The 24,236-nt window shown below is 60.2% G+C and carries 30 protein-coding genes and 1 pseudogene; 16 read left to right on the forward strand and 15 right to left on the reverse strand.

What is annotated here, in order from left to right; translation table 11 throughout:
• Window positions 1–47 precede the first annotated feature (47 nt).
• Window positions 48–845: an aminoglycoside phosphotransferase family protein gene (locus PMI11_RS28580; RefSeq protein ID WP_007824312.1), complete on the forward strand. Its 798-nt coding sequence runs from the start codon at window positions 48–50 to the stop codon at window positions 843–845.
• 1 nt (window position 846) lies between these two features.
• Here the strand turns inward: PMI11_RS28580 and PMI11_RS28585 are convergent, their stop codons facing one another.
• Entirely contained in the window at window positions 847–1,866 is a 1,020-nt protein-coding gene (locus tag PMI11_RS28585) for an NAD(P)H-binding protein (protein ID WP_007824314.1), read from the reverse strand.
• A gap of 89 nt (window positions 1,867–1,955) precedes the next feature.
• Here PMI11_RS28585 and PMI11_RS28590 point away from each other — a divergent pair, with 89 nt between their 5' ends.
• The gene (locus PMI11_RS28590; RefSeq protein ID WP_007824316.1) at window positions 1,956–2,864 is read left to right on the forward strand and encodes a LysR family transcriptional regulator; all 909 of its coding nucleotides are present in this window, start codon (window positions 1,956–1,958) and stop codon (window positions 2,862–2,864) included.
• Window positions 2,865–2,900: 36 nt separating this feature from the next.
• On the opposite strand, the gene PMI11_RS28595 is transcribed toward PMI11_RS28590, so the two are convergent.
• Window positions 2,901–3,182, reverse strand: a complete 282-nt coding sequence (locus tag PMI11_RS28595; RefSeq protein ID WP_007824317.1) for a DUF2188 domain-containing protein — start codon at window positions 3,180–3,182, stop codon at window positions 2,901–2,903.
• 237 nt (window positions 3,183–3,419) lie between these two features.
• Between PMI11_RS28595 and PMI11_RS28600 the strand changes: the two genes are divergently transcribed.
• On the forward strand, window positions 3,420–4,514 hold the full coding sequence (locus tag PMI11_RS28600; RefSeq protein WP_037072391.1) for a calcium:proton antiporter: 1,095 nt from the start codon (window positions 3,420–3,422) through the stop codon (window positions 4,512–4,514).
• Between the two features lie 125 nt (window positions 4,515–4,639).
• On the opposite strand, the gene PMI11_RS28605 is transcribed toward PMI11_RS28600, so the two are convergent.
• Window positions 4,640–5,842, reverse strand: coding sequence for a pyridoxal phosphate-dependent aminotransferase (locus PMI11_RS28605; protein WP_007824321.1), 1,203 nt, complete (start codon window positions 5,840–5,842; stop codon window positions 4,640–4,642).
• 385 nt (window positions 5,843–6,227) lie between these two features.
• Here PMI11_RS28605 and PMI11_RS28610 point away from each other — a divergent pair, with 385 nt between their 5' ends.
• From PMI11_RS28610 to PMI11_RS28620, 3 genes are all read left to right on the forward strand, one after another.
• Window positions 6,228–6,527: a hypothetical protein gene (locus PMI11_RS28610; protein ID WP_007824323.1), complete on the forward strand. Its 300-nt coding sequence runs from the start codon at window positions 6,228–6,230 to the stop codon at window positions 6,525–6,527.
• Window positions 6,517–6,852, forward strand: a complete 336-nt coding sequence (locus tag PMI11_RS28615; protein ID WP_007824325.1) for a hypothetical protein — start codon at window positions 6,517–6,519, stop codon at window positions 6,850–6,852. The genes PMI11_RS28610 and PMI11_RS28615 overlap by 11 nt, the downstream gene beginning before the upstream one ends.
• Before the next feature lie 110 nt (window positions 6,853–6,962).
• Entirely contained in the window at window positions 6,963–8,117 is a 1,155-nt protein-coding gene (locus tag PMI11_RS28620; protein ID WP_007824327.1) for a PQQ-dependent sugar dehydrogenase, read from the forward strand.
• On the opposite strand, the gene PMI11_RS28625 is transcribed toward PMI11_RS28620, so the two are convergent.
• Together PMI11_RS28625 and PMI11_RS28630 are read right to left on the reverse strand one after the other, a co-directional pair.
• Complete coding sequence (locus PMI11_RS28625) at window positions 8,114–8,563, reverse strand: hypothetical protein (RefSeq protein WP_085990572.1); 450 nt, start codon at window positions 8,561–8,563, stop codon at window positions 8,114–8,116. The genes PMI11_RS28620 and PMI11_RS28625 overlap by 4 nt on opposite strands.
• Window positions 8,536–9,099 carry a DUF1176 domain-containing protein gene (locus tag PMI11_RS28630; RefSeq protein WP_007824337.1) on the reverse strand — a complete coding sequence of 188 codons (564 nt, stop codon included), beginning with the start codon at window positions 9,097–9,099 and terminating at the stop codon, window positions 8,536–8,538. Before PMI11_RS28630 ends, PMI11_RS28625 begins: the two co-directional genes overlap by 28 nt.
• A 109-nt stretch (window positions 9,100–9,208) precedes the next feature.
• Between PMI11_RS28630 and PMI11_RS28635 the strand changes: the two genes are divergently transcribed.
• From PMI11_RS28635 to PMI11_RS28645, 3 genes are all read left to right on the forward strand, one after another.
• Window positions 9,209–10,099, forward strand: a complete 891-nt coding sequence (locus PMI11_RS28635) for a DMT family transporter (RefSeq protein WP_007824339.1) — start codon at window positions 9,209–9,211, stop codon at window positions 10,097–10,099.
• Between the two features lie 489 nt (window positions 10,100–10,588).
• Window positions 10,589–10,804: a cold-shock protein gene (locus tag PMI11_RS28640; protein WP_007824341.1), complete on the forward strand. Its 216-nt coding sequence runs from the start codon at window positions 10,589–10,591 to the stop codon at window positions 10,802–10,804.
• Window positions 10,805–10,948: 144 nt separating this feature from the next.
• Window positions 10,949–11,419: a BA14K family protein gene (locus tag PMI11_RS28645; RefSeq protein WP_007824345.1), complete on the forward strand. Its 471-nt coding sequence runs from the start codon at window positions 10,949–10,951 to the stop codon at window positions 11,417–11,419.
• A 63-nt stretch (window positions 11,420–11,482) separates the two neighbouring features.
• Here the strand turns inward: PMI11_RS28645 and PMI11_RS28650 are convergent, their stop codons facing one another.
• Window positions 11,483–12,355, reverse strand: a complete 873-nt coding sequence (locus PMI11_RS28650) for an oxidoreductase (RefSeq protein WP_007824347.1) — start codon at window positions 12,353–12,355, stop codon at window positions 11,483–11,485.
• 71 nt (window positions 12,356–12,426) lie between these two features.
• Here PMI11_RS28650 and PMI11_RS28655 point away from each other — a divergent pair, with 71 nt between their 5' ends.
• On the forward strand, window positions 12,427–12,834 hold the full coding sequence (locus PMI11_RS28655) for a winged helix-turn-helix transcriptional regulator (protein WP_244430716.1): 408 nt from the start codon (window positions 12,427–12,429) through the stop codon (window positions 12,832–12,834).
• Here the strand turns inward: PMI11_RS28655 and PMI11_RS28660 are convergent.
• Genes PMI11_RS28660 through PMI11_RS28670 form a run of 3 tightly spaced genes read right to left on the reverse strand, consistent with a single transcriptional unit; the run spans window position 12,831 to window position 15,426 of the window.
• Window positions 12,831–14,207, reverse strand: a complete 1,377-nt coding sequence (locus PMI11_RS28660; RefSeq protein ID WP_007824350.1) for an ATP-binding protein — start codon at window positions 14,205–14,207, stop codon at window positions 12,831–12,833. The genes PMI11_RS28655 and PMI11_RS28660 overlap by 4 nt on opposite strands.
• A 25-nt stretch (window positions 14,208–14,232) precedes the next feature.
• Window positions 14,233–14,934, reverse strand: a complete 702-nt coding sequence (locus tag PMI11_RS28665) for a response regulator (protein ID WP_007824352.1) — start codon at window positions 14,932–14,934, stop codon at window positions 14,233–14,235.
• On the reverse strand, window positions 14,935–15,426 hold the full coding sequence (locus PMI11_RS28670) for a MarR family winged helix-turn-helix transcriptional regulator (protein WP_007824353.1): 492 nt from the start codon (window positions 15,424–15,426) through the stop codon (window positions 14,935–14,937).
• Window positions 15,427–15,782: 356 nt separating this feature from the next.
• On the opposite strand from PMI11_RS28670, the pseudogene PMI11_RS36875 reads away from it, so the two are divergent.
• Window positions 15,783–16,049: pseudogene (locus PMI11_RS36875) on the forward strand (aminotransferase class IV); the annotation flags it as partial.
• Between the two features lie 125 nt (window positions 16,050–16,174).
• On the opposite strand, the gene PMI11_RS28680 reads toward PMI11_RS36875, so the two are convergent.
• The gene (locus PMI11_RS28680; protein WP_007824354.1) at window positions 16,175–16,441 is read right to left on the reverse strand and encodes a hypothetical protein; all 267 of its coding nucleotides are present in this window, start codon (window positions 16,439–16,441) and stop codon (window positions 16,175–16,177) included.
• Between the two features lie 174 nt (window positions 16,442–16,615).
• On the reverse strand, window positions 16,616–17,233 hold the full coding sequence (locus PMI11_RS28685; protein ID WP_007824355.1) for a DUF1236 domain-containing protein: 618 nt from the start codon (window positions 17,231–17,233) through the stop codon (window positions 16,616–16,618).
• A gap of 278 nt (window positions 17,234–17,511) precedes the next feature.
• On the opposite strand from PMI11_RS28685, the gene PMI11_RS28690 reads away from it, so the two are divergent.
• A complete protein-coding gene (locus tag PMI11_RS28690; RefSeq protein WP_007824356.1) occupies window positions 17,512–18,156 on the forward strand; it encodes an MBL fold metallo-hydrolase in 645 nt (214 codons plus the stop codon).
• A gap of 2 nt (window positions 18,157–18,158) precedes the next feature.
• A complete protein-coding gene (locus tag PMI11_RS28695) occupies window positions 18,159–18,728 on the forward strand; it encodes a DUF1349 domain-containing protein (protein ID WP_007824357.1) in 570 nt (189 codons plus the stop codon).
• A 92-nt stretch (window positions 18,729–18,820) separates the two neighbouring features.
• Here the strand turns inward: PMI11_RS28695 and PMI11_RS28700 are convergent, their stop codons facing one another.
• The 4 genes from PMI11_RS28700 to PMI11_RS28715 form a co-directional block, all read right to left on the reverse strand.
• Complete coding sequence (locus PMI11_RS28700; protein WP_007824358.1) at window positions 18,821–19,162, reverse strand: tRNA-binding protein; 342 nt, start codon at window positions 19,160–19,162, stop codon at window positions 18,821–18,823.
• Window positions 19,163–19,173: 11 nt separating this feature from the next.
• Window positions 19,174–20,001, reverse strand: coding sequence for a pyrroline-5-carboxylate reductase (gene proC / locus PMI11_RS28705; RefSeq protein ID WP_007824360.1), 828 nt, complete (start codon window positions 19,999–20,001; stop codon window positions 19,174–19,176).
• 3 nt (window positions 20,002–20,004) lie between these two features.
• Window positions 20,005–20,505 carry a YbjN domain-containing protein gene (locus PMI11_RS28710; protein WP_007824374.1) on the reverse strand — a complete coding sequence of 167 codons (501 nt, stop codon included), beginning with the start codon at window positions 20,503–20,505 and terminating at the stop codon, window positions 20,005–20,007.
• A gap of 400 nt (window positions 20,506–20,905) precedes the next feature.
• The gene (locus PMI11_RS28715) at window positions 20,906–21,166 is read right to left on the reverse strand and encodes an accessory factor UbiK family protein (protein ID WP_007824376.1); all 261 of its coding nucleotides are present in this window, start codon (window positions 21,164–21,166) and stop codon (window positions 20,906–20,908) included.
• A gap of 192 nt (window positions 21,167–21,358) precedes the next feature.
• Here PMI11_RS28715 and lgt point away from each other — a divergent pair, with 192 nt between their 5' ends.
• The 3 genes from lgt (at window position 21,359) to pgeF (ending at window position 24,232) form a co-directional block, all read left to right on the forward strand.
• The gene (gene lgt / locus PMI11_RS28720) at window positions 21,359–22,210 is read left to right on the forward strand and encodes a prolipoprotein diacylglyceryl transferase (protein WP_037072395.1); all 852 of its coding nucleotides are present in this window, start codon (window positions 21,359–21,361) and stop codon (window positions 22,208–22,210) included.
• Window positions 22,211–22,229: 19 nt separating this feature from the next.
• Window positions 22,230–23,330 (forward strand): class I SAM-dependent methyltransferase, encoded by a 1,101-nt coding sequence (locus PMI11_RS28725; protein WP_007824378.1) that lies wholly within the window; start codon window positions 22,230–22,232, stop codon window positions 23,328–23,330.
• Window positions 23,331–23,437: 107 nt separating this feature from the next.
• Window positions 23,438–24,232, forward strand: a complete 795-nt coding sequence (gene pgeF, locus PMI11_RS28730) for a peptidoglycan editing factor PgeF (RefSeq protein WP_037072433.1) — start codon at window positions 23,438–23,440, stop codon at window positions 24,230–24,232.
• Window positions 24,233–24,236: the final 4 nt, after the last annotated feature.

The raw sequence follows: 24,236 nt of genomic DNA on the forward strand, positions 1-24,236 counted from the left end.
CGGCCGGCGGGATTTCCATTCGTGACCATTGCCGCTAGCATGCGCGCATGTTCTCACCCTATCTCGAACGCTGGTCGCTCACCTCGGACGGCGAACCCATCATCACTCATTCGAGCCGCCTCCTGCCGGTCACCTGGCAGGACAAACCCGCCATGCTGAAAGTCGCAACCGACAGCAGCGAGCGCGAAGGCGCATTGCTGATGAAATGGTGGGATGGTGACGGCGCAGCCAAAGTCTATGCGCAGCAGGACGACGCCGTTCTTCTGGAGCGCGCGGCCGACAAGCACTCGCTGCTGGAAATGGCCCTGAACGGCGAGGATGATGAAGCAAGCCGCATCATGGTGCGCACCGCAGCAAGGCTGCATGCGCCGCGCTCCACGCCTCTCTCCGGTTCCCCGACCCTCGAGCGCTGGTTCCTTAGTCTGGAACCGGCAGCACGCACCTATGGCGGTACGTTTGTCGATAGCTGGAGGATTGCCAACAGCCTGCTCGCAACACCGCAACAGCTCAGCATTCTCCACGGCGACATCCACCACCGCAACATCCTCGATTTCGGCGAACGCGGCTGGCTGGCGATCGATCCCAAGCGGATCTATGGCGAGCGCGGCTATGACTTTGCCAATATCTTCGCCAATGAAGACCTGCCGACGACGACGGATCCCAAGCGGCTCCAGCGCCAGCTTCCGATTGTCTCCAAAGAGGCAGATATCGAACCATCAAGGCTGCTCAAATGGATCGCTGCCTATTCCGGTCTTTCCGCTGCCTGGTTTCTTGAAGATGGCGACCACGCCTCGGCGGAAAAACCTCTGACGGTTGCCCGTATCGCACTCGCGGAACTGGGCTAATTTAATTTCCCCTCGTGAGAGAGTGCGCTGCTGTCGCCGCAGAATGCAGTTCCGGCAGAGATCCCTGCGCTATGAGCGTTGCGCGCACGGCCTCGTCGATCGGCGTGTGCGGCTCGGTTCCGAGTTCGGCCACCAGCTTGTCGTTCCTCATACGCACTGTCACCTTCCAGAGGTAACGCATCTCCTTCAACTCATGCATGACGGTCATGAAGGGAGCGAGCAGCGGTACAACGAACCAGGGGAAGCGGCCGATCTTCGCCGCGCCGCCGGCAACGCGCCGGACAGCCTCCGCCATCTGCCGGCCGTCACCATCCCAGAAGCCGTTCATGTGATAGCAAGCGAAAGCTGGCAGGCGCTCTGCCCGCACGACGAGTTGCACCATCGTCTCGGCAACATCGGGCAAATAGGCCCATTGGTGACCGATACCTGGCCTCGCCGGATTCTTGATCGTACCAACAGGTTTGCCCGGCGTGGCGAAGGCGGCGGAGAACCAGCTGTTGCTCGTAGCGCCCGGCCCGAAGAAATCGCCGGCGCGAACGATGATCAAACCTATGCCGGTCTCTGAAGCCGCCTTCAGACGCTTCTCCATCTCGACACGGATCCTGCCCTTCTTCGTCACCGGATGCTGCGGACTATCCTCCGTCACGACGGGAAACGCATCCGGCCCGAAATTATAGACGGTGCCTGGCAGCACGATGCGGGCGCCAACGGCACGAGCTGCGGCAATCGTATTATCGAGCATCGGCAGAACCAGCTTCTCCCAGTCGCGATAACCGGGCGGATTGACGGCATGCACGATAAGGCTGGCACCTTCGGCCGCCTTGCGCACATCCGCCGCATTCATCGCGTCCCCCTGCATCCAGTCGAAACCCTGCCCGCTCGCGGATGCTTTCGCGGCTTTGCGGTTGAGCGCCCTCACCGTCCAGCCGCGGGCCTGCAGCTTGCGGGCCACCGCACCGCCGATGCCGCCCGTAGCGCCGAGAACCAGCGCCAGTTTCTTGTCCTGATGTTCGCTTCTCATGATCATCTCCTTGTTCGATGAGACGACTATGCCTTCGATCCACGATAAACAAAATTGACGAAATAAGTTCCGTCGCTATACATAATTATATGGATACCGAACCAAGCTGGGATTTCTATCGCTCTTTCCTCACCGTCCTGCGTCAGGGAACGCTCTCGGCTGCCGCGCGTGAACTCGGCCTGACCCAGCCGACGATCGGCCGTCATATCGACGCGCTGGAGCAGGCTGTCGGTGCGGAGCTTTTTACCCGCTCTTCGAATGGCCTGCTGCCGACCGATATGGCGCTCGACCTGCAACCCTACGCCGAGACGCTCGCAACGACGGCCGACGCCTTCCTGCGCACGGCATCCAGCCGGCGCGACAAGGTGGAAGGCACCGTGCGCATCAGCGCCAGCGAAGTGATCGGCATCGAAGTGCTGCCGCCGATCATCGCCGATCTGCAGGATGCATATCCGGGTTTGCAGGTGGAGCTGTCGGCATCGGATGCGCTGGAAGACCTCATGAACCGGGAGGCGGATATTGCCGTGCGTATGACCGAGCCGCAGCAGGATGCGCTGCTGGCGCGGCGCATCGGCGATATACCGCTCGGCTTCCATGCCCATCGCCGCTATCTGGAACGCCATGGCGCACCGCAGACAATGGCCGATCTCGCCGGTCATCGTATCATCGGCTTCGACCGGCAGACGGCCTATATCCGCATGATGCGCAAGCTCTATCCGGCAGTTGACGAACTCGCTGCTGCCTTTCGCACCAGCAATCATCTCGCCCATCTGGCCGCGATCCGCGCCGGCATCGGCATCGGCATCTGCCAGACGGGGCTCGCCCGTCCGAACCATGATCTCGTCCACATTCTGGCGGATGAATTCGAAATGCGGCTTGGCACATGGGTTGTCATGCACGAGAGCCTCAGGACCTCGCCGCGCTGCCGCGTAACCTTCGACGCCCTGGTCGATGGTCTGCTGAGCTATATCAAGTCATGCAGGGGAACGCGCGCCTGATGACGCGCTGAACGACGTCAGAAAATCGGCTGGAGATCAGGGCTCTGGGGAAACCTCGGGCGAACGGCCCTTGGTAAAGCCGTCCACGACCTCTGTCTCGGGACGATCGCCACCCTCGGCATATTCCTCGTGCCACTTGCCCTGCGCATCCTGCCAGCTGATCTCGGCGGAATCGCCGCCGACCTGCTGCTCGGCCGCAACGATACGGGCTGCCTCGAGCGCTTCAGAGTGGCTCGGAAATGCCTCGGAATAGACGTCTCCCAGCTTGTAGGCCCAGCCGCCGTCATGCGGTACGACTTCGTAGACCACCTTGACCATGCATGTGTCTCCTTCTTCTCGTTGCGCATCCGTAGGCTCCCGGATCATGTCCGGTTCAGCGCGGGCCGCTTGAGAAGATTTCGAGGACGCCGCGATCTGGGTTCCGGCTGCCGTATGAAAAGCAGTATTTCATTAATCGTCACAGACTGCAAATTTCATCAGTGGGGAGTCTGCTTGCATAGAAAAATCACCGGCTTAGATTCCCCGAGGGAATCAAAATCGGCGCTGGTAGTAGAAATGGCATTGTATCTTAAGGAAGAAAAACTCCTGATCGTGGCGGTCATCATCGCTGTCATCGCCTACTTGCTGGAGCATTCGGTCATGGAGGCCGGCCGGGGCATGGCGCTTCTCGCCGCCGCCGCGCTGATCGCAACCATCGTGCTCGCCTCCATGCGCGTCGCCCATCACGCAGAACTGCTGGCCGTCAAGGTCGGCGATCCCTACGGCACGATGATCCTGACGCTCTCTGCCGTCGCCATTGAAGTCATCATCCTCGCCATCATGATGAGTGGCGAGGAAACGTCGCCGACGCTTGTGCGCGACACGATCTATTCCGCGCTCATGCTCGATATCAACGGCATCCTCGGCCTTGCCGCCCTGCTCGGCGGGCTGAAACATGGCGAGCAACCCTATAACGACAATTCCGGCAAGACATATGGTGTGATGATCCTGACCGCCATGGGCATCTCCATGATCGTTCCGGAATTCGTACCCGACGACAAGTGGCACTATTATTCCGGCTTCACCATCATCGCCATGATCGCACTCTACGGCCTTTTCCTGCGCATGCAGGTCGGCCAGCACAGCTACTTTTTCTCCTACAGCTATCCGCGCTCGGAACGGCAGAAGGAACATCCCGAGGAACATGACGGAGAGGGATCGGTCGCGAGCTCGATCACCATCATCCTTATCGGCGTGGTCATCATCGGTGCGCTGGCCGAGTTCATGTCGGGCTTCATGAGCGAAGGCCTGCGGGATAGCGGTGCTCCCGTAGCCGTGACCGCCATCGTGGTTGCCGCCATCTCCGCCGCCCCGGAAATTTTGACGGCCTTGAGGGCGGCGCTCCACAACCGAATGCAGGCAACCGTCAACATCGCCATGGGCGCGTCTCTCTCGACGGTCATCCTCACCGTGCCGGTCATGGAAGCGATCGCGCTCTATACCGACCAGCCCTTCATCATGGCCATGTCGCCGGTCCAGACGGTCATGGTGGCGATCACGCTGATTGCCGCCGCCATCAACCTCAATGACGGCGAGACGAATGCCATCGAAGGCATGACCCATTTCATCCTCTTCGCCACCTTCATCATGCTGACAGCGATCGGACTTTGAATCTGAAATCAGCACCTTAACGCGACGAGCGGAATCATTTTTGCAGCGCGTTAAATCAGAACATCAGACAAACAAAAAGCCCGCCATCTCTGGCGGGCTTTTTTAATGCGGCTGATAGCCGATGATTACTTGCAGGCGCCGCAGAAGCGCTGGATGCGGCGGCAAGCTTCCTCGAGCAACTCTTCCGACGTCGCATAGGAGATGCGGAAGTTCGGGCCGAGGCCAAAGGCCGAACCATGAACGACGGCAACGCCTTCCGATTCCAGCAGTTCGGAAACGAAATCCTCGTCCGTCTCGATCACCTTGCCGGACGGGGCTGTCTTGCCGATGAGCCCGGCGCAGGACGGATAGACATAGAAGGCGCCTTCCGGCACCGGGCAGACGATGCCCTTGGCCTGGTTCAGCATGGAAACAACGAGATCACGGCGGCCTTCGAAGATCTTCTTGTTCTCTGGGATGAAGTCCTGAGTGCCGTTCAGCGCTTCGACGGCCGCCCACTGGGCGATCGAGGTCGCACCCGATGTCTGCTGACCCTGGATCATATCCATAGCCTTGATCAGCTGGATCGGGCCCGCCGCATAACCAATACGCCAGCCGGTCATCGCATAGGCCTTGGAGACGCCGTTCATCGTCAGCGTGCGGTCGTAGAGCTTCGGCTCGACTTCGACGGGCGTGACGAATTTGAAGTCACCATAGGTCAGGTGCTCGTACATGTCGTCCGTCAGCACCCAGACCTGCGGATGCTTCATCAGCACGTCCGTCAGCGCCTTCAGCTCGTCATGCGTATAGGCAGCGCCCGTCGGGTTGGACGGCGAATTGAAGATGAACCACTTGGTCTTAGGCGTGATCGCCTTTTCGAGATCGGCGGGCTGGAGCTTGAAATTATGCTCCTGGGTGGCCGAAACGAAAACCGGTGTGCCGCCGCAGAGCGCCACCATCTCGGGATAGGACACCCAGTAAGGCGCGGGGATCACGACTTCATCGCCGGGGTTGAGCGTCGCCATGAAGGCGTTGAACAGGATCTGCTTGCCGCCCGTGCCGACGATCGTCTGCTCCCAGGAATATTCCAGACCATTCTCGCGCTTGAATTTGGCGGCAATCGCCTTACGCAGTTCGGGGATACCGGACACCGGCGTGTATTTCGTCTCGCCGCGATTGATCGCGTCGATAGCGGCTTTCTTGATATTCTCGGGCGTATCGAAATCGGGCTCGCCGGCGCCAAGGCCGATCACGTCGCGTCCTTTTGCTTTCAGTTCGCGCGCTTTCTGAGAAACGGCGATGGTGGCTGAAGGCTTCACGCGGGAAAGGGCATCGGCAAGGAAAGCCATGATATCGGTCCTACAAGGTTGAAACGGGCAGAAGGCCGGGACCGGAGTTCTGCGCTAAGCTCTATGTCCAATGTATGACAGCATTTCAAGCGCAAAGGCGTGATGGTGGCGATGATTCTTATTGATCAATTGCCGCATCTGCGTCTGGAATTTTGAACCGAGCTTCGAAGAGACGCTGCAGGCGGCGGATCCAGGCTCACAGGAAGTTCAATCAGTTTCTGAAGTCGGCCCTGTTTTATTCCTTAAAATCAAGGTTATCGCGCGTTTACCATTTGCCACGAATAAGCCGCAACAAATGCCGCGGCATGCCGCAATTCGGTCGTGAGAGCGCCGAGATCAAACCGGTATTCTATCACCATCCGACATTGGTTATTGAGGGCATGCCATGTTTCTGGAAGACGAGCGCGCAGCGGGACGCCTGCGTGCAAGCCGAGTTTCTCTGTCGCTGATGGTGGCGGTCATCGCGTTTGCCAGCTGTGTCGTCGCGGCGTTCGGCCTCTTTTCAGTCGCCGAAGCAGGACCGGCCATGGCTTCCAGTTCGCTCCACGCTTCCTATGCCGACCAGAAGATTGCCGATGGCGTAGCAGTGCTTTTCGCCGCGTTGGTCGCCGCAAACGGGCTCGCCATCTGGCTGCGTCGCATTAAGGGCCTTGTCATCTGGGGAGGCCGGCGCGATGCCCGCTAAGCCGCAGCGTTCCAGCGGGACCGAGGAAGCCGATACGTTCGAGCCGCTGCCGACCTATATGGAACTTGCCATGGCCGCCGCGTCTGCCCACGACGCACTGCCTGCACCGCCACGACCCCGTCTCCCCGGGCTTTCGATCGTCGAGAAACTGGTCGCCGTCGGTATCGTTTGCCTCGCCTTCTACGGCATGGCGCTGATCGGCTGCGGACTTTTCCTGAAAGCTGAAGCAAAGCGCACCGGCTACTACATCACACAGCGGATAATGAGCGCGGAATTGCAACAGGCCGATTTCGATACCCGTTTCCCTCCTCGCGTAATCAACTGACCTGCTCTCATTCAATCCGAGAACACAAAACCGTTATGGAGCGCCGACTACGGTTGAAGCGCACCATGTCCCGCGCCACCTTCCCCTTAAACTGACGACGGGGGATTATGATGGACGCCATTTCGACTTTCCGTTTCGCCGCGCTGCTGGCAGGAGCCGCCGCTTTTGCAGGTCCAGCCCTTGCCCAGATCGGGGACATCGTCAGGACGCAGGAAGTTTCGGTTCGTGTCGAGAAACTCGCCGAAGGGCTGGAGCATCCCTGGGCAGTCGAGGTCCTGCCTGATGGCGGCTATATCGTCACGGAGCGGCCGGGGCGGCTGCGCATCATCCGCGACGGCAAGGTTTCCGATCCAATCGATGGCGTGCCAAAGGTGAGCGCCCGCGGCCAGGGCGGCCTGATGGATGTCGCGCTTGCCCCGGATTTCGCCACCAGCCGAAAGCTCTACCTGACCGCCGCAACTGCCAGCGACCGGGGCTCCGGCACCGAGGCTTTCAGCGCCACACTATCCTCAGATGAAAAGAGCCTCAAAAACGTCACGCCCATTTTCACCATGCGGCACTTTACCCGCGGGAACATCCAGTACGGCTCACGCATCGCGATCGCCCCCGACGGCTCGCTGTTCATCAGCGTCGGCGATCGGGGTGACCGCGACCGCTCGCAGGACTGGAAGGATGACGCCGGCTCCATCGTCCATCTCAACGCCGATGGCAGCATTCCCGCCAACAATCCCTTCAAGAATAGCAGCAAAGCCCTGCCGGAGATCTGGTCCAAGGGCCATCGCAACCCGCAGGGCATCACCTTCGACAGTGCCGACGGCAAGCTCTACACCGTCGAGCATGGGGCACGCGGCGGCGATGAGATCAACAATCCCGAACCCGGCAAGAATTACGGCTGGCCCATCATCACCTATGGCCGCGACTATTCCGGCGCCAAGATCGGCGAAGGCACCGCCAAGGAAGGCCTGGAGCAGCCCCTGCACTATTGGGATCCGTCGATCGCCCCGGGCGCTCTCGTCGTCTATCGCGGCAAGATGTTTCCGGAATGGAACGGCAATTTCATCGTCGCCGCCCTGAAGTTCCAGCTGCTGTCGCGCATGCAGCGGGATGCGAGCGGCGCCTTCACTGCCGAGGAGCGCATGTTCGAAGGCGATTACGGCCGCATCCGCGATGTGATCGTGGCCCCCGATGGCGCATTGCTGATGGTGACCGACGAGAATGACGGCGAATTGCTTCGGGTTTCCCGCGCCGCAGACCGGGCCGGCTAAAGCGAGTTCCGCAATTCCTTGCGGATCATGAATTTCAGCCCCGACCATGTTTCGTCGATAGCGCAGACCTTGACGTCGACGAGGCCTGTCGGCAGCAAAATCTCACGCAACGCGTCCTCGGTGATGCTGGTCGGCACCTTCGAGTTCTTCTTCGGCCAGGATATCCAGATCATGCCATCGGGCCTGACTACGCGGAATAGCGCCGCCGCCATCTCTTCCAACGCCACACGATGTGTTTCGAAGACGTGGATATAATCGAATTGCCGATCGGGGGCCGTCGGAAAGACGCGTTCGACCGTAGCGAAACCCTCGAACCGGCTGATCTCGGCCAACCCATCGGGAACATTGATGAGCAAGGCCGTTTGTCCTGGTTTAAGCCCCAGCTTCCTTGCGAGCGGCGTGCCGGAATATCCTGCCGTCATTGGCGCTTCCACACGAGCAGCCATGTTGCCGGACCGCCATCGGCCCTTGCATCGCACTCTTCCTTGATGCGCACTTCCTCGAGAACAAGGAGATCCGTGTTGCCAGGCTCTGCAACACGCCACGCATAATAGCTGCCGCAATCGCCCATGCCACGCCCCTTTACGAAGGAGGTGAAACGCCTCTCCATCGCATCGTAGCGGATGTTGAAAGCCGTATCGCCGGTCGTTTCTGAAAACTTCATCGGAAAGACCATTCGAGAAATCTGGCTGCCATAACCGCCATAGATCGCGAAAGGCATGTTGTAGGCGCCGGCCGGGCCGCAGGGCACGATGATCAGCCTCATCCCCTTCTCCTGAGTGACTTCGAAGGCGTCGCCATAGGCAAGGCGCCGCTCTTCGATATGACAATCGCCATCATCAGGCTCGATATCCGCCCGCACCGACTCCGGCATATGGGCAAAGAGCGAAATCAGCCGGACGGACGAGGAAGCCTCGGCTGAAGCGCTCTCAAGCCCCGCCAGAACGACTGATATCGCGGCGGCAATCAGTCGCCCCCTCATCTGCATGTCCTCCGAACCATTTGGGGAATCCTCATCCTTGCCGAAAAGAAATGCAACTGCTAACCCGCTGAGCATAACTCCCAGACGCTTCCCCACATCGAGGGTGAAAATGACGCGCATTCAGGCGAACCTTCTTCTATTGCTTGCAGCTGCCATCTGGGGCGGAGGCTTTGTCGCCCAGTCGACGGCAATGAAGGCGATCGGTCCCTTCTGGTTCATCGGGCTGCGCTTCGCCATTGCTGCACTTGCCACCCTGCCCTTCACACTCTTCGAAGCCCGCAGGGCAAAGATCGCGACCAGCCGCAGACATCTCGGTCTCTATCTTTTGATCGGACTGGCGCTCTTCGGCGGCGCGTCGACACAGCAGGTCGGCCTGCAGACGACGACCGTCACCAATTCCAGCTTCATCACCGGCCTCTATGTGATCTTCGTGCCGCTGATTGCCGTCTTCTTCCTGCGCCGCTCGCCGCACTGGATCATCTGGCCGGGCGCCATCATGGCCGTGTCCGGCATTTACATGCTGTCGGGCGGCCAGCTTTCGACCCTGACAGTGGGGGATCTGCTGACGGTCGTTTGCGCGATCTTCTGGTCGGTCCAGATCACGCTTGCCGGAACGACGGTTGGGGAAACGGGTCGGCCACTTGCCCTGTCCAGCGCCCAGTTTGCGGTCACGGCAGTCTGCGCGCTCATCATCGCCGCCATTTTCGAACCGATCAGCCTGTCAGATATCCGCGCGGCAGCACCCGAAATCCTCTATGTCGGCATCTTCTCTTCGGGGGTCGCCTTCGTGCTGCAGGTCGTCGCCCAGCGCTACACCACGCCGTCACAGGCGGCGATCTTCCTCTCCGCCGAAGCACTGTTCGGTGCCTCGCTCGCCGCACTTCTTTTGGGCGAGAGCATGCCGCCGCTCGGCTATATCGGTTGTGCGCTGATGTTTACCGCTATGCTTGTAGTCGAGCTCGTGCCCGAAATGACTCGCCGACGCTCGCAAACGGCCTGAACACGCGTCCATTTGTGGGGCGTTTGGTGCCATCTGAAATTTTTTTTAAGCAGGTGTTAAGACGCGCTAGCGTTGCATTTTTGGTAAAATCTGCCCGGAACTTATATTGCAGACGATATAAAACGTTAATCATTTGCTCCCGACGGAGGATTTTTTGCGTTCTTGCGAAAATAGGCCATATTTGCGGGTGTGTTCTTAGGGACACGTTAAAAAACTTTTGCTTGCCAAAATCCTTCAAACGCAGCACTCTTCGCGCGTTCGGGCATTTTGCGAGCATGGGAAGTCCTTAAGAATTTGCGAGCCGGAAACGCTAATATTCCGGTCAGCCGGTCCCAAAAAACAGCAGGCGTTAAGTCCTGTCTGGAACCGGCGGAGGTAGAGGGGACCTTTTTCTCACATTTCAAGATCTGCCTGCCAACGTCTTCGCAAGAAGGCAATAGCGTAATGCTGCCCGTGTGGATGGCGGGCGGAGACAAAAGGACCTGAGGCATGGCCGAGACTGGCACTGTAAAATTCTTTAATACCGACAAGGGCTTCGGCTTTATCAAGCCGGACAAAGGTGGCGCCGATATCTTCGTTCACATTTCTGCCGTTCAGGCTTCCGGTCTGGCCGGTCTGACGGAAAACCAGAAAGTAAGCTTCGACACGGAGCCGGATCGCCGCGGCAAGGGCCCGAAGGCCGTCAATCTGCAGATTTCAGGCTGAACCCTCGCATTGGCGTGGAATTCGAGTTGAAGCCCGGCAGCGATGCCGGGTTTTGTCGTTCAGACTCCATTCAGCATGACGCCGCTAGTTTCGGAACCATTGAGAAGGGACCGCTTCCGGTTCCCGATACTGGGATTTTACGCCATGAACAGGCTTGCAAAGACCATTCTTCTGACCGCAACCGCTGCCGCCCTCACCCTTTCGGCCATCGGCGAAGCCTCTGCAGGCGATCGCTACTGGCGTCATGGCCACGACCACGGCAACGATGCGCTGGTCGGTGGTGCTGTCGGCCTTGCCACTGGCCTGATCGTCGGCTCTGCCATCGCCAATGCCAATAATGGCCCGGTCTATGAAGAGCGCCGCTACATCGACCCGCCGGTCTATGAGCCGGAATATGCTCCGCCCCCGGTTTACCGCGCGCGTCCGGTCTACTCCGAACCCGTCTATTCCGAGCCGGTCTACGGCCGCCCCGTCTATGGTCGCCCAGTCAGCGCCATGGAACCCTGGAGCGCTCAATGGCAGCGCTATTGCTCTTATCGCTACCGCAGCTTCGATCCGCAGAGCGGCACCTATGTCGGCAATGACGGTCGCGAACACTTCTGCGTCGCAAGCTGATAGGCTGAAGATATTCTGACGAAAAGCGCCGCCACAGTGCGGCGCTTTTCTTTTGTCCACACCTCAGCCGGCCTTCTTCTCCCAGGGCATAGGCTTGGCACCTCCGTCCTGTTCAAAATCGGTCGACCGGCTGACGACGCGCCAGGCGCGATCGGCTTCCATTCGCGCAGCATCCGCCCTTTCCACGGCCGCGGCCGCGTCGCTGCCGAGCAACAGGCGTAGTGGCGGCGTATCGAGCGAGGCAATGTGCAGGACTACGGCGGCGGCCTTGGCCGGATCACCGGGTTGGCGGCCATTATAGTTGCGTTGGTAATCTGCCATGGCGCCAACCGTTTCGGCGTATTCCGGGCGGCCTTCGTAAATCGCCGTCGACGAGCCGGCGAAATCCGTGCGGAAACCGCCAGGCTCGATCACCGTTACCTTGATGCCGAGCGGCCCAACCTCCTTGGAGAGCACTTCGGAAAAGCCCTCGACACCCCATTTTGCCGCCGCATAGGGCGCACGCCCGACAGGACCGATCCTGCCGCCGACGGAGGAGAACTGGATGATGTGCCCTGCCCCCTGCCCGCGCATGACCGGGATCACCGCCTTGGTCATGATAACAGTGCCAAAGAGATTGGTCTCGATCTGCGCCCGGAAATCCGCAAGGCTGGTATCCTCGATCGGCGCGACATTGCCGTAACCGGCATTGTTGACCAGTACGTCGAGCCGGCCGAATGTTTCGACCGCGGTCTTTACCGCAGCCTCAGCCGCCACCTCATCGGTCACATCGAGCGGCAAAGCGAGAACGCGGGGGCCATGCGCATCGACGAGATCGGCAAGCTGGCCAGGATCGCGCGCCGTCGCGACCAGCTTGTCGCCGGCGTCAAGCACGGCATCTGCCAACGCCCGCCCGAGGCCGCGCGAACTTCCTGTAATCAACCAAACCTTCGACATCGGAAACCTCCTTTTCGGTTCCCGCTCCATTTAGGATCTATTGTTTCCAATAGAAAGAAGGTACCTTTGAGATCTATACACACCTGAAAGTAACTATGATGAAAGACGACATCTTCGATTTTTGCCGCAACATGAGCGACGAGCAGGATACGCGAGCCCGGCAGATGCTGGAGCGCGCCGCAGCCAAGTGGCCGCTGCGCGTCCTACACGTGCTTTCTGAAGCCGATGGCCCCTTGCGGTTTTCAAGGGTTCTGGAGCGGGTGGAGGATATCAGCCAGAAGGTGCTGACACAGACATTGCGCACGCTCGAAAGCGACGGCCTCGTCATCCGCACGCTCTATCCGCAGGTGCCGCCGCGCGTGGAATACGAGCTGACGCCGCTCGGCCGCGAACTGCTGACGCAGGTCGTCTCGCTCTGGCGCTGGATCGTCATCCACCTGAATGAATTCGACGCCCCCAAACCGGCTGCAAAAAGCTAGGCCGGAATACGCACCGTCGCTCTCAGCCCACCGAGCGGGCTGTCGCCAAGCGTGATATTGCCGCCGTGGCTGCGCGCGATATCCCTGACGATGGCAAGCCCGAGACCAGTGCCCGATGCATCGAGATTGCGCGCGCTATCCAGCCGGAAGAACGGCTTGAACACGTCCTCCCGGTACTTCTCCGGAATGCCGGGACCATTGTCATCGAAGACAATCGTCAGCCACTTCGCACCATGCTTGGCCTCGATATGGAGCGAGTCGGCATATCGCCTTGCATTCGAGGCGAGATTGGTCACAAGTCGCAGGAAGGCATTGGGGCGCACCGAGATATGGTCCTCGCCCTCGATGGAATAGGTCAACAGCTTGCCGTGCAGCTCGAAATCGATCTCCAGCTTCTCGAAGATCTCGCTGAGCTTCAGCTCGCCGACATCCTCCTCCACTTCGCCCTTGGCAAAGGCCATATAAGCCTCCAGCATGGTCTGCATGTCGTTGACGTCTTCGTTGAGCCCGGCAAGATCAGGGTTGTCCCCGGCAAGCGCCAGCTGCAGCTTGAAACGCGTCAGGATGGTTCTGAGGTCGTGGCTGACGCCAGAGAGCATCGCGGTGCGCTGCTCCATCTGCCGCTCGATACGTTCACGCATGAGAATGAAAGCAAGACCGGCGCGGCGAACTTCGTCAGCGCCGCGCGGATAGAAACTGTCGGCCTTCTGTCCCTTGCCGAAGTTTTCCGCCGCCCGCGCCAGATTGAGGATCGGCCGGATCTGGCCACGCAGGAACAGGATCGAGATCGCGATCAGCACGAGTGACGCGCCGACCATCCAGAGAATGAAGATATGCGTGTTCGATGCATAGGCCTGACTGCGTTTTGTGATCACACGCAGGATGCGGTTGTCGAGCTTGATGCGGATCTCGATGAGGTTGGAATTGCCGACGGTATCGATCCAGAACGGCCGGCGGATCTCCTCGGTGATCTCGTCGCTCAGGATGCCGTCGAGGATCGAGAAGAACGGCTTGATGCGCGGCGGCGGTAAATCTCCATCCGGCTCGATCGAAATCTGCAGGTTGAGTTGGTCGCGGGCAATGCGGGTTATATCGCTATAATCAGCGTCCTGCGGAAAGGTGTCGATGACCTCGATGATGGCGGCGATGTCGCGCGTCACGGCGAGCGACAGCCGCTCCGTCACCATCTGCCAGTGACGCTCCATGAAAACGGCGGCAACGACCGACTGCAGGAGCACCATCGGAATGATGATGATGAGCAGCGAACGCGTATAGAGGCCCGTCGGCAATCGCCGGCGCAGCCAGCGCACGAACCAGCGCCAGCCGGGCGCAGGAGAGCGGTCTTCCCGCCGCAAGCTGTCGAATGTCACCATTTGCGCCGGTCCCGAACCCGTCGTTTCAGTCGATGCTCAGCCTGTATCCGATACCGCGCACTGTCTGCAGCCAGACCGGATTGGCAGGATCATCCTCGATCTTGCGGCGCAGACGGTTGATCTGCACGTCAATGGTACGTTCGCCGACTTCCGCATCGTCTCCGATCAGCTCGTGCCGCGGGATCGTGTCGCCGGCCCGGCGGGCAAAAAGCAGCATGATCTCCTGCTCGCGATCCGTCAGGCGGATCACCTCCGCAGCCTTCTTCAGCTCCTTGCGTGTCAGCGAGAAGGTGTAAGGCCCGAACATGATCTGCTCGATCTTCGGCGTATCCCCGCCGCTGTTGCGCCGCAGGATATTGTTGACGCGCAGGACGAGTTCGCGCGGATCGAAAGGCTTGGGAAGATAATCGTCGGCGCCGGCTTCAAGCCCGGCAATACGGCTGTCGGATTCGGCAAGCGCCGTCAGCATGATGATCGGCACGTTCTTCACGGCCCTGAGCCCACGCGTCACCTCGATGCCGGATTCGCCCGGCATCATCACGTCCATGATGATGAGGTCGAAATCGAGCCCCGCCAGCTTGCGCTGCGCCTCCGCCCCGTCAGAGGCAATGGTCACGCGAAAACCGTTTTCCGTCAGGTAGCGGTTCAGCAACGCGCGGATACGGGTATCGTCGTCGACGACGAGAAGATGCGCCGCGTCATCGGAAATGCCTGTCTTGACCGCCATTCAATCCGCCTTCTGTCTGTCTCGCATGCCTCTGAGGAATGCCTTTACGCCCTCCCGCGCCTCCGGGGTAGCTCCCTCGAATGCCCGTTCAATACGGCGTGATTGCGGCTCGGCGAGCGCCAGTGCCAGCTCCCTGCCCGATTTGGTGGGATAGAGCTTGCGCTGCCGGCGATCCTCCGGGCCTGCCACCTGCCGAATATAGCCTGAATCGATCAGTTGTTTCAGCACTCTTGCAAGGCTCTGCTTGGTGATCTTCAGCGTATCGAGCAGATCGGCGACCGTCATGCCCGGATTTCGGTTGACGAAGTGCACGACGCGGTGATGCGCCCGCCCAAAACCGCTCTTTTCGAGAATGGCGTCAGGATCGGATACGAAGTCGCGATAAGCGAAGAAGAACAGCTCGATGATCTCGAAATCGATGATCCCGACATCTTCCATCGGCGTGGCCAGCGGCTCAGGTTTGCCTGCTTTCGAGCTGGTCTGTCGTGGCACTCGGCATTTCCTCTCTTTTGGCACAAGCCTTGCGAAACTTCCGCAGAATATGTCAGCTTTATTGACGTATTTTGCGTCGCCGCTAGCTTCCCCGAACGTTGCGGGAGCCTCCGCGCGGACTGTTCTTTCCCCGGAAACTAAAGCCCGCCCGGCAAATCTCCAACGCAACGCGCAATTTCCCCTTGCGCCAGTGGATAGAACGTAATGGGGACAACAATCAACAGACATGGCGCAAACGCGCCAGAGGAGGCAAGGATGGTTTCAGTTCCCGGAAGCTTACGTCCGGCCGATCGCACGACGCGCGGGCGTGAGATGATGAGCGTTTCCGCCCAGGCGAACCGCATCAACGTGGCGAGGGCGCCAATACTGTCTTCGTCGAGGATAGCGTCATTCATACGCTGACCGCGTATTGCTTCCTGAACGGCATCACCCACCGGACGGTGATTGAGCTTGCCAAACGCCGTGGCGTTGACGTCGTCGAACGAGCACTCCTCCCGGAAGAGCTGAGCAGCTTCTCCGGACGCTGCCAGACCGGTTCGACAACGGAAGTTACTCCCGTGTCTGAAATCGGTCCGTATTGCGTCACGCCGGCGACGATCGCCGAAACGCTGATGAACGACTACAGGAAGGAAGTCTCTTCGGCCGCTGCTATCGCCGCAGAACAAACCATCAACCGATCATGCCACCCGGCCAGGCGCGTGCGTCTGCCGGGCCGTTTCGTTATCCACCGTCCAGCGCGTCCGAGCCTTCAGCGTGCCTTGGCCATGACCAGCCCGGCGACCGTCGAAAGGATGCCGCCACCGATCAATCCGCCAATGCCGTCGGCAATCAGCCCGGTCATTGCTGCTTCCCCGCCGACCATGCTGAGCAGCATGCCGCCGCCAATGCCGCCGATGGCGCCCGCAATCGTGCGCGCAACGACATTGATCGCCTGCTGTTTCAGCGCAGCACTTGCGACATTGCCGCCGACTGCGCCTGCAACCAGTTGTGTGATGAGCGGAAGTAGCGCTTCCATGATTTTCTCCTCTGGCGATCTCCCCGATCGCCGACTCATGCCATCACCTAATGACATGTTAGAATATTATCATATTTACGAGGAGAAGTAGAGGATTCTGGCAACCCATGCGAGAGCTCTGAGTATCCGTCACGGAGGGGAGAAAGGCGGCAGCATGGCCGCCTTTCCAAGAGCTTATCGATAGACATAGACGATGCGGCGCGTGCCCGGGTCGACCAGCACCGGCTGATCGTTGATGCGGACATAGCGATACTGGTAATCCGGAATCGTCTCGAATGTCACGTCTGCAGGTACTTCGGCACCGACGACCACATCACCGCCAAGCCGCACGGCCTGCCCCGGCGTGGTGTCGATATAGGTGCGGACTTCCTCCGGCGGCGTAATCGCCTCGACCGAGCCGACCGGACCGATCAGCTCATCACCAGGTGCGGGCATCGGCTCCGCCGGCACGACGCTGGAGGTCGCCTCATAGGTCACCATAGGCACGCCGAGGTCGTCGCGATGCTGCTCGACGATGACGGGCGAGCCGCCCTGATCGACCTGCAGATATTCGGCATAGACCCAGCCGCGCACGCCGTCTACATCGACCCGGCACCAGCGGCTGCCTTCGATGCAGCCGTCGAGAACGGCGGTCGAGCCGCGCGTGGCAAGGCCAACGGAGGGATATTGCGGGCCGGGGCCGGAGCGGATGTTCAGGTCGTTGATGGACGTCGCCACCATCTCCGCCTGAGCAAGGCCGGCACTCGCAGCCAGAAAGACGCCAGCCAGCAGAAGGTTTCTCTTCAAGGTCATTCTAAGGTCTCCTTGTTGCGATGGGCTGAGAACGCACGGGTTGCGTGGTTGTTCCGCCGCGGCCGGCATGGCTGAAGAATGGCACAAAGAAGGCTGCAGCAAGCATCTGAAATCGCTTCAAAATTCACTTGGACGCAGCGCCGAACCGCTCCCCGCAAGCCGATAAATTCCTGTTGCAGCCTGTCATTTTCGCGTGAGCCGGCCGAAAATTCCGGCTGCCTTCGGCCGCGTTTGCGCCTATAGAGACAGGCAATTGAAAGACGCGAAGCGAGGCATTCATGGGCATGCTCCAGGCCGGCATCATTCCGGTAACCCCCTTCCAGCAGAACTGCACCATTCTCTTCGATCCAGATACGAAGGAAGGCGTGGTCGTCGATCCCGGCGGCGATGTCTCGGTCATTTCGGGCGTGATCGAAGAGCACGGCTTCAAGATCAAGGAAATCTGGCTCACCCACGGTCATCTGGACCACGCAGGCGGCGCCAAGGAGCTCAAGGAAAAGCTCGGGGTCGATATCGTCGGCCCGCATGAGGACGACCTGCCGCTCCTGCAGCGCATCGAAACCCAAGCCGAGAAATATGGCATACAGGGCCTGCAGAACGTCATGCCCGACCGCTGGCTGAAGGATGGCGACAAGATCTCCTTCGGCTCTCACGAATTCGAGGTCTATCACACGCCGGGCCATGCGCCGGGCCACGTCATCTATTTCAACCGCGCCCAGAAATTTGCCCATCTCGGCGATGTGCTCTTCAACGGCTCGATCGGCCGCACCGACCTGCCCGGTGGCAATCATCGCCAGCTTCTCGATTCCATCAGGGACAAGGTGCTGCCGCTCGGCGACGATGTCGGCTTCATCTGCGGCCACGGCCCGGGCAGCCGCATCGGTGACGAACGCCGTGAGAACCCCTTCCTGCGGGAGATCTGAACATGAAACATATGAGCTGGCTGAACCCGCCACCATTCTTCGAGGAACGTGACTGTGCGCTCCATGTCCGCTCCGGCGAAAAGACCGATTTCTGGCAGGGCACCTATTACGGCTTCCACCGCGACGACGGCCACTTCCTGCATGAAAGCCGCAAGGGTGACTTCACCGCCGAAGTCACCTTCTCCGGCAATTATGAAGCGCTCTACGATCAGGCCGGCCTAATGATCCGCGCTGATGAGAAGCATTGGGTGAAATGCGGCATCGAATATACCGATGGGGCCAGGCATTTCAGCACCGTGGTCACCAACGGCAATTCCGACTGGTCGGCCTTCCGCATCGGCCATGACTTTGATGCCATCTCTGTACGCGCCACCCGCAATGGCGATGCCCTGTTCATCCAATACAGCACCGACACCATGGACGAATGGCGCATGGCCCGCCTCGCCTGGTTCGATCCAGCTTTCGAAGAGGTGCAAGTCGGCCCCGTCTTCTGCTCGCCGCAACGCGCCGGCTTCGAAGCCGTCTTCCACGATTTCACATTGAGCGATCCGCTCTCGCGCGACATTCACTGAGCCTGTTTGCCATAAAGTCAGCCGGAAACGCGCTTCGGCGAAGACCAGATCATCTATGCAGTCGTGAAAGGCAGCTGACCGGCCTGGCCGGCCTACATCAGCTTCTGGCCGTTCGGCACCGGCCGCTCGACAGCCGCAAGGACGATATCGCCTTTCTCATCGGCAAAACCGAGCGTCAGCACTTCCGAGCGGAACGGGCCAATCTGGCGCGGCGGAAAATTGACGACGGCGAGCACCTGTCGCCCGACGAGCCGCTCCGGCGAATAATGAACCGTGATCTGCGCCGAAGATTTCTTGACGCCGATCTCGGTGCCGAAATCGATGAGCAGCTTGATCGCCGGCTTTCGCGCTTCCGGAAAGGGATTTGCCTCGATGATGGTCCCGACACGGATATCCACACGCTCGAAATCAGCAAAAGTGATCTCTTCAGCCATAACAGTCTTTCTCAGCCGGCGAGCTCTTCGGCGCGCTTGCGGGCAGCCGCAAGCGCCTCGTCGAACAGCGGCTGCATGCCATCTTCAGCCATCAATACAGAAAGTGCAGCCGCAGTCGTGCCGCCCGGCGAGGTGACGTTCTGGCGGAGGCGCGCAGCGTCGTCGGGGGACTGGTGCAGCAGCTCACCAGCCCCCGCGACAGTTTCCCGCGCAAGACGCATGGCAAGGTCCGCCTGCAGGCCAAGTTTACGGCCCGCTTCTGCCATACATTCGACGAGATAAAACACATAAGCAGGCCCGCTGCCCGACAGCGCCGTCACGGAATCGATATCGGATTCGGAAGGCACCCACTCGACCGGGCCGGACACACGAAGAAGAGCATTGACGCCGTCGCGCTGCTCGGCGCTGACACGCGCATTGGCATAGGCGCCGGTCACACCGCGCCCGACCATGGCAGGCGTGTTCGGCATGGCGCGCACCATGGCCGCCTCGCCGAGATGCTTTTCGAGGAAGGCGAGCGTCTTGCCGGCAGCGACCGAAACCACCACCGTCTGAGGCCCTACGACACTCTTGACCGCCGGAAGCACGGCTTCCATCACCTGCGGCTTCACGGCAAGGAACAGGACCCCGGCCTTGAGACCGGCGGGAGCGGTCGTGACATGGGAGGCACCCGCATCGGCAATGGTGGCCAGCATGGCCGGCGATGGGCCGGGATCGACCACGACCACGGCAGAGCCCGGAACGCCGCTCTTCAGCCAGCCGGAGAGCATCGCTCCGCCCATATTGCCGGCACCGACGAGAACGACCGGATTGGCAGCGGAAAAGGCATTCGCAGGCATGTTTTACGCCTCACCGACGGTTTCAAACAGGACCGCTTCCATCGCCTTGTTGGCTTCCATACCGGACCAGACGACGAACTGGAAAGCTTGATAATAAGCTTCGCAGGTATCGAGCGCGCTGGAAAGCAGAACTTCCACCTGACGGTTGGTGGGCTCGGCCCCACCGGCAAGCAGCAGCGACTGGCGGAAGATGACGACATCTTCCTGCCGCCACAGGTCGAAATGACCCATCAGCACCTGGCCGTTGATCGCCGAGAGCAGCTTCACTACCTCGTTGACCCTGATTTCGGGAACCTTGATGTCGAAGGCGCAGCCAAGATGCAGCGCTTCGAATTCCTCCATCCACGAGAAGGAGACGTGATAGTCGGCCCAGCGACCTTCGACCGTCATCGCGATCTCGTCTTCGCCGGAGCGCTCGAAGGCCCAGTCATTGTTTGAAGCCACGTACTCGATCATATCGACCGGGTTCGACTGGCGTTCGACTTCCAATTCCATAAGGCTCATGCAGCACCTTCTTGACCGGAATGAATGCGGCCTAACTTCGTGAAAAACACAAAACGAGACACACGCAATACCGGAAACAACCACTGGGGATGATCGTTGAACCGCTGCCAGACTAACGCAGTGAACCTGCCCGGAGCTTACCATTCGCTTCGAATCATCATTTAAAATCAGTCTATAATGCCCCTCGCACCCTGCCAGCCCCCTTCACGGAAATTTGGCCGGACCTGCTGTGGAAAGCACTTATGGAATCAAATTCAGCGGGGGAGGTAAAAGACTCTGCCCATTGGCTTTTTTGGCAGTGTCCACAGGTGAAAAATCACACCCGATTTTTTTATCCAAGATGCGGCATGTAACATATGGGCCACGCCGCACCTTATACAGCATCTTCTTTAAGCTGATATCACTTGCCCTTTGCGGCGAGCTTGGTTTCGAGCGCAGCGATACGGGCTGCGAGCGCCTCGTTTTCGTCACGGGCCTTGATCGCCATTTCACGCACGGCTTCGAATTCCTCGCGCTTGACGACATCCATGCTGTTCAGCCAGCGCTCGGCATGAGCGTTGAAGGCGGTCTCGACCTCCTTGCGCACACCCTGCGCGGCACCTGCCGCATCAGTCATCAGCTTGGCGAATTCATCCATGATGCGGTTCGTTCCGGTCGTCATGGCGTATTTCTCCCTTCGCACGACGTGAATGTCAGGCCTTGCGGCCACTGAAATGGAGGTAGGGCTTCGCCGTTAAGGATGCAAGCGCTTTGCACGGGATAAGCCCTTGCGCACGGGGCCGTGACGAACAATGCACTTGACCGCCAAAGATCGCAGCGCCATGTTCCGCGCATCTTAACGGGTGGGAAAACCTTGCCGATAGCTGCTGATCTTCTTGCTATAATGCCTTTCCCTAATATCGACCCGATCGCTTTTTCGATCGGCCCGCTGGCGATTCATTGGTATGGCCTGGCCTATGTTGCCGGCATCCTGCTCGGCTGGGCCTATGCCCGCCGCATTGCTGCAAACGACGCACTCTGGCCGAACAATACATCGCCCATATCAAGGGCCCAGCTCGACGACTTCATTGTCTGGGCAGCCCTCGGCATCGTCCTCGGCGGCCGCATCGGCTACATCCTCTTCTACGATCTCGGCGCCATCATCGAAAATCCGATCCGCGCCGTGCAGATCTGGAACGGCGGCATGTCCTTCCATGGCGGCCTGACCGGCACGACGATCGCCATGATCCTCTTTGCCCGCCGCAACCGCATCCCGATCTGGAACCTCTTCGATATCGTTGCGACGGTGGTGCCCTGCGGCCTGTTCTTCGGCCGCATCGCCAATTTCATCAACGGCGAGCTCTGGGGCAGGCTGACGGACGTGCCCTGGGCAGTCGTCTTCCCAACTGGCGGCCCCTTCGCCCGCCATCCGAGCCAGCTCTACGAAGCAGGCCTCGAAGGCATCGTCCTGCTGCTCGTCCTTGCCGCCCTCGTCTACGGCGCCAAGGCCCTGAAGAGCCCCGGCCTCATCACCGGCGTCTTCGTCTGCGGCTACGCACTGTCGCGCATCTTCGTGGAATTCTTCCGCGAGCCGGATGCGCAGCTCGGCTATCTGCTCGGAACGAACTGGCTGACCATGGGCATGGTCCTGTCCTTCCCGATGATCCTTCTCGGCCTTTGGGCGATCTTCCGCGCCCGCCGTCAGGCTGCTGCGTTGCAGCACTGAAGCTACCGGAACTGCTGCCATGACCACCGCTTTAAGCGAAAAGATCAAGACGATCATTCAGGCAAACGGGCCGATCAGCGTCACCGACTATTTCTCGCTGTGCCTTGCCGATCCCGAACACGGCTATTACCGCACCCGCGAACCCTTCGGCCGCTCCGGCGATTTCGTCACCGCGCCCGAAGTCAGCCAGCTCTTCGGCGAAATGATCGGCGTCTTCGTCGTGCACGCCTGGCAGCGCCATTCGACACCGGCCGGCGTCCGCCTCGTCGAAATCGGCCCCGGCCGCGGCACGATGATGGCGGACATGCTGCGCGTGATCTCGCGCATCGCCCCGCCGCTCTTCGACAACATGACGGTCCATCTCGTCGAGACCAGCGAACGCCTGCGCGGTGTCCAAGGCCAGACGCTGGAAGACTATGAGGGCAAGATCAGCTGGCATGGCGGCTTCGACGAAGTGCCGCCAGGCTTCACGCTGATCGTCGCCAACGAGCTCTTCGACGCGATCCCGATCCGCCAGTTCGTGCGTACACCGACCGGCTTCCGCGAACGTATGGTCGGCCTCGACGCGGATGGAGAACTGATGTTTGCGGCCGGCGTTGCCGGCATCGATTCGTCCGTGCTGCCAGAGCCTGCGCAGAACGTACCTGCTGGGACGCTGTTCGAGATCTCGCCCGCCCGCCAGGCGGTCATGAGCGCCATCTGCGAAAGGCTGCGGATCTTCAGCGGCACGGCGCTCGCCATCGACTACGGGCATCTCGTCACCGGCTTCGGCGATACGCTGCAGGCCGTGCGCATGCACGAATTCGATCCGCCGCTTGCCCATCCCGGCGAAGCAGACCTCACAAGCCACGTCGATTTCCAGCAGCTGGCGGAGACGGCAGCCTCTGCCGGCGTGCACATTAACGGCGCGCTGCACCAGGGCGATTTCCTGACCGGCCTTGGCATTCTCGAGCGCGCCGCAGCCCTCGGCCGCGACCGCGAGCCGAACACCCAGCAGATCATACAGAGCGCGGTCGACCGGCTTGCCGGGGCAGGTGAAGGCCGCATGGGCGAACTCTTCAAGGTGCTCGCTGTCTCCTATCCGGCGATCGACCTGATGCCATTCCGTCCGGTGGATTGACAGCCAGCCTTACGCTCGCCAACATCCGCCGCAAAATGGCACCGCTTCGCCGGACGATGTCCGGCCAGGATGACGTCGATCCCTCTCCAAAAGTCCCGGAATATCAGATGACAGACGCGACCTCTCCCGCACCGATCCAAAGCGCGCTGCTGAACGAAACGGCCGGCGGCGCGATCCGCCACGGCTATTTCACCCGCGCAGGCGGCGTTTCGCAGGGCATCTATCGCGGCCTCAATGTCGGCCTCGGCTCGAATGACGACCGCGAAAATGTGCAGGAGAACCGCAGACGCGTCGCCGCCTGGTTCGACCTGCCGATAGAGCGACTGGCAACTGTCCATCAGGTCCATTCGCCTGACGTCGTTATCATCGGGCGGGACTATGACGGCGACCGGCCGCCGGCTGATGCGATGGTCACGGCAACGCCTGGTATCGCGCTTGGTGTGCTTGCAGCCGATTGTGGCCCGATCCTTTTCGCCGATCCTGAAAACCACGTCATCGGCGCAGCCCATGCCGGCTGGAAGGGCGCTCTGACAGGTGTGCTTGAAAACACCATCGATGCCATGGAGGCCCTTGGTGCCGACAAGGACAACATCGTTGCCTGCCTCGGCCCCTCGATCAGCCAGGCAAGCTATGAGGTCGGTCCGGAATTCGTCGAGCGCTTCCTTGCCTATGATCCGACCTATGAGCGCTACTTCATCCCCTCCCCGACAGCGGGTCACGCCATGTTCGACTTGCAGGGACTGACCGTCGATCGGCTGAAAAACGCGGGCGTGCGTGCCGAAAGCCTCGGTCTCTGCACTTATCCCGATAGCGAGCGCTTTTTTTCCTATCGGCGGACCACACATAAAAAGGAGCCGGATTACGGCCGCCAGATTTCGGCGATCAGCATCAGGGAGATGTAAGCAG

The organism is Rhizobium sp. CF142, from assembly GCF_000281145.1.
GTDB lineage: Bacteria > Pseudomonadota > Alphaproteobacteria > Rhizobiales > Rhizobiaceae > Rhizobium.

What these genes read in the sequence shown, in the direction of transcription:
- PMI11_RS28590 (WP_007824316.1), top strand. Translation starts at nt 1,956, where the DNA reads ATGGATACCGAACCAAGCTGGGATTTCTATCGCTCTTTCCTCACCGTC.
- PMI11_RS28650 (WP_007824347.1), bottom strand. Translation starts at nt 12,355, where the DNA reads ATGTCGAAGGTTTGGTTGATTACAGGAAGTTCGCGCGGCCTCGGGCGG.
- PMI11_RS28610 (WP_007824323.1), top strand. Translation starts at nt 6,228, where the DNA reads ATGTTTCTGGAAGACGAGCGCGCAGCGGGACGCCTGCGTGCAAGCCGA.
- PMI11_RS28645 (WP_007824345.1), top strand. Translation starts at nt 10,949, where the DNA reads ATGAACAGGCTTGCAAAGACCATTCTTCTGACCGCAACCGCTGCCGCC.
- PMI11_RS28585 (WP_007824314.1), bottom strand. Translation starts at nt 1,866, where the DNA reads ATGAGAAGCGAACATCAGGACAAGAAACTGGCGCTGGTTCTCGGCGCT.
- PMI11_RS28620 (WP_007824327.1), top strand. Translation starts at nt 6,963, where the DNA reads ATGGACGCCATTTCGACTTTCCGTTTCGCCGCGCTGCTGGCAGGAGCC.
- PMI11_RS28690 (WP_007824356.1), top strand. Translation starts at nt 17,512, where the DNA reads ATGGGCATGCTCCAGGCCGGCATCATTCCGGTAACCCCCTTCCAGCAG.
- PMI11_RS28725 (WP_007824378.1), top strand. Translation starts at nt 22,230, where the DNA reads ATGACCACCGCTTTAAGCGAAAAGATCAAGACGATCATTCAGGCAAAC.
- PMI11_RS28700 (WP_007824358.1), bottom strand. Translation starts at nt 19,162, where the DNA reads ATGGCTGAAGAGATCACTTTTGCTGATTTCGAGCGTGTGGATATCCGT.
- pgeF (WP_037072433.1), top strand. Translation starts at nt 23,438, where the DNA reads ATGACAGACGCGACCTCTCCCGCACCGATCCAAAGCGCGCTGCTGAAC.
- PMI11_RS28630 (WP_007824337.1), bottom strand. Translation starts at nt 9,099, where the DNA reads ATGAGGGGGCGACTGATTGCCGCCGCGATATCAGTCGTTCTGGCGGGG.
- PMI11_RS28625 (WP_085990572.1), bottom strand. Translation starts at nt 8,563, where the DNA reads ATGGCTGCTCGTGTGGAAGCGCCAATGACGGCAGGATATTCCGGCACG.
- PMI11_RS28695 (WP_007824357.1), top strand. Translation starts at nt 18,159, where the DNA reads ATGAAACATATGAGCTGGCTGAACCCGCCACCATTCTTCGAGGAACGT.
- PMI11_RS28680 (WP_007824354.1), bottom strand. Translation starts at nt 16,441, where the DNA reads ATGGAAGCGCTACTTCCGCTCATCACACAACTGGTTGCAGGCGCAGTC.
- PMI11_RS28615 (WP_007824325.1), top strand. Translation starts at nt 6,517, where the DNA reads ATGCCCGCTAAGCCGCAGCGTTCCAGCGGGACCGAGGAAGCCGATACG.
- PMI11_RS28595 (WP_007824317.1), bottom strand. Translation starts at nt 3,182, where the DNA reads ATGGTCAAGGTGGTCTACGAAGTCGTACCGCATGACGGCGGCTGGGCC.
- PMI11_RS28710 (WP_007824374.1), bottom strand. Translation starts at nt 20,505, where the DNA reads ATGAGCCTTATGGAATTGGAAGTCGAACGCCAGTCGAACCCGGTCGAT.
- PMI11_RS28635 (WP_007824339.1), top strand. Translation starts at nt 9,209, where the DNA reads ATGACGCGCATTCAGGCGAACCTTCTTCTATTGCTTGCAGCTGCCATC.
- PMI11_RS28660 (WP_007824350.1), bottom strand. Translation starts at nt 14,207, where the DNA reads ATGGTGACATTCGACAGCTTGCGGCGGGAAGACCGCTCTCCTGCGCCC.
- PMI11_RS28715 (WP_007824376.1), bottom strand. Translation starts at nt 21,166, where the DNA reads ATGACGACCGGAACGAACCGCATCATGGATGAATTCGCCAAGCTGATG.
- proC (WP_007824360.1), bottom strand. Translation starts at nt 20,001, where the DNA reads ATGCCTGCGAATGCCTTTTCCGCTGCCAATCCGGTCGTTCTCGTCGGT.
- PMI11_RS28640 (WP_007824341.1), top strand. Translation starts at nt 10,589, where the DNA reads ATGGCCGAGACTGGCACTGTAAAATTCTTTAATACCGACAAGGGCTTC.
- PMI11_RS28600 (WP_037072391.1), top strand. Translation starts at nt 3,420, where the DNA reads ATGGCATTGTATCTTAAGGAAGAAAAACTCCTGATCGTGGCGGTCATC.
- PMI11_RS28685 (WP_007824355.1), bottom strand. Translation starts at nt 17,233, where the DNA reads ATGACCTTGAAGAGAAACCTTCTGCTGGCTGGCGTCTTTCTGGCTGCG.
- PMI11_RS28605 (WP_007824321.1), bottom strand. Translation starts at nt 5,842, where the DNA reads ATGGCTTTCCTTGCCGATGCCCTTTCCCGCGTGAAGCCTTCAGCCACC.
- PMI11_RS28665 (WP_007824352.1), bottom strand. Translation starts at nt 14,934, where the DNA reads ATGGCGGTCAAGACAGGCATTTCCGATGACGCGGCGCATCTTCTCGTC.
- PMI11_RS28580 (WP_007824312.1), top strand. Translation starts at nt 48, where the DNA reads ATGTTCTCACCCTATCTCGAACGCTGGTCGCTCACCTCGGACGGCGAA.